Here is a 1965-nt window from a genome sequence, read left to right as displayed (position 1 = left end):
CGCGGGCGCGCCCCTGGGCGACGGGCCCCACACGCTCGAGGAGCGGCTGCGCACCAAGAGCACGCCGCTGGTGCGGAAGATCGCCGCGGAGCACAACGTGGCGGTGCACCAGGTGCCCGGCACGGGACGCAACGGCCGCGTGACCAAGGAAGACATCCTCAAGTTCGTCGAGGAGCAGAAGTCCGCGCCCGCCGCGGCCCCGGCGACGTCGGCTCCCGCCGCGCCTGCCCAGCGCCCGGCCGCGCCCGCGCCGTCGTACGAGGGCGGATTCCCGTGGGACGAGTTCTACGGCACGCCGCAGCACCCGGCCGTCACCGCCGGGCCCAACGACCGCGTGGAGCCTGCGTCGCGCATGACGCAGATCATCGCCAACAACATGGTGCAGTCGCGGCGCATCAGCCCGCACGTGCACTCGTACTTCGAGGTCGACTACTCGCGGCTCGACATCATCCGCGGCAAGAACAAGAAGCTGTGGGCCGACCAGGGCGTAAAGATCACCTACACGCACTTCATCGCATGGGCGGTGGCTCGGGGCCTTCGCGAGCACCCCAAGCTGAACGCCAGCTACGGCAACCACGAGGTGATCTACCGCGCCGACGTGAACCTGGGGATCGCGGTGGCGCTTGACCACGGGCTGATCGTGCCCGTCATCAAGCAGGCCGACGAGCTGTCGCTGGTGGGGCTGGCCAAGCGCCTGAACGACATCGCCACGCGGGCGCGCAACAAGCAGCTGAAGCCCGACGAGATCCAGGGCGGCACCTTCACCATCACCAACCCCGGCATCTTCGGCACGACGATCGGGTTCCCGATCATCAGCCAGCCGCAGGTGGCCATCCTGGGCGTCGGCGGCGTGGAGATGCGCCCCGCCGTGGTGACCGACGAGTACGGCAACCACGCCATCGTTCCCCGCAAGCGCGGGTACATCTCGCTGGGCTACGACCACCGCCTGGTGAACGGCGCCGACGGCGACCAGTTCCTGGCCCGCGTCAAGCAGCTCCTGGAAACCTTCCCCGAGCAAGCCTGACCCGATCGCTGTCCACGAAAAAGCCGGGAGGCCGCGCGCGCGGCCTCCCGGCTTTTTTGCGCCTCAGCGGGCACGTGCCACTCCGAGCAATTCCGCGGGGCCAATCAGCCGAACGCTCTTATCCCGCTTTGCCTCCCGCTTCAGCTCGGGGGTGAAGCCCGAACGCGAGAACAGCAGGTAGTACCTCTCATCGGCCGCCCGCTCGTACGTCGTCTGTGCCACCGTCTCGCGCAGGTGCTCCAGCACGTTCAGCCCCACGGGCCCGCTCCACCACTTGCATTCTCCCGCGAACGCCGCCCCGTTCAGCAGCCGGCCCACGACGTCGACGTCGAAGTTGGCGGCCCAGATCTGCCCCACCTCCTGCGCGGCGGTGGGCAGGACTTCGTTGATGTACCGGCGCGCATAGTCGCGGCAGATCCACTCGAACATGGCTCCCATGTGATCCTCCATGTACGGATCGATCTTGTGGCGCCAGACCTCGTCCCAGTGGCCGGCGGCCAGGGGAGACACGTTCGGCAGGTAGAACCGGTACCAGAACGCCAGGAACGGGTCGTCCAGGTAGTACCGCCGGTCGCGCTCCCGCTCCGTGGCGTCCAGCGACCGCACGATCCGGATGAGCCGCAGTTCCGCGAGCTTCTGTACGTACGGCGCCAGCGCGCTGGAATCCTTGAGCTCACGGACGCGCCCGATGATCGTCCCGGAATCCGTGCACCCGTCGGCCACCGACCGAAGGATGGTGGCATAGCGCGTGACGTCGCGGAGTTCCGCCTGGAGCAGGTTGTTGGGCTCGTCGCTGAGCGGCGCGCCCATCGTGAGCACCAGGTCCATGATGTTCTCCCTGAGGTTGAATTCAGGGTCGCACAGGTTCAGGTAGTAGGGGATGCCACCCAGCACCCCGTACGCGCGCAGCTTTTCTTCGGTACTCCACTCCGGGAAGAACT

At 67.7% G+C, this 1965-nt stretch carries 2 protein-coding genes; one reads left to right on the top strand and one right to left on the bottom strand.

Annotated features, from left to right (window positions below):
- On the top strand, positions 1–1024 hold a 1024-nt coding region (locus tag VIB55_RS02870; RefSeq protein WP_331875155.1), incomplete at its 5' end, for a dihydrolipoamide acetyltransferase family protein.
- 63 nt (positions 1025–1087) lie between these two features.
- Here VIB55_RS02870 and VIB55_RS02865 read toward each other — a convergent pair.
- Positions 1088–1965 (bottom strand): DUF234 domain-containing protein (locus VIB55_RS02865; protein WP_331875154.1); only part of this gene is annotated, 878 nt, incomplete at its 5' end.

This window comes from Longimicrobium sp., assembly GCF_036554565.1.
In the GTDB taxonomy this organism is placed as follows: Bacteria; Gemmatimonadota; Gemmatimonadetes; order Longimicrobiales; family Longimicrobiaceae; genus Longimicrobium.
Note: the sequence above shows the minus strand (reverse complement) of the source record. Positions and strands in the feature narration are given on the sequence as shown.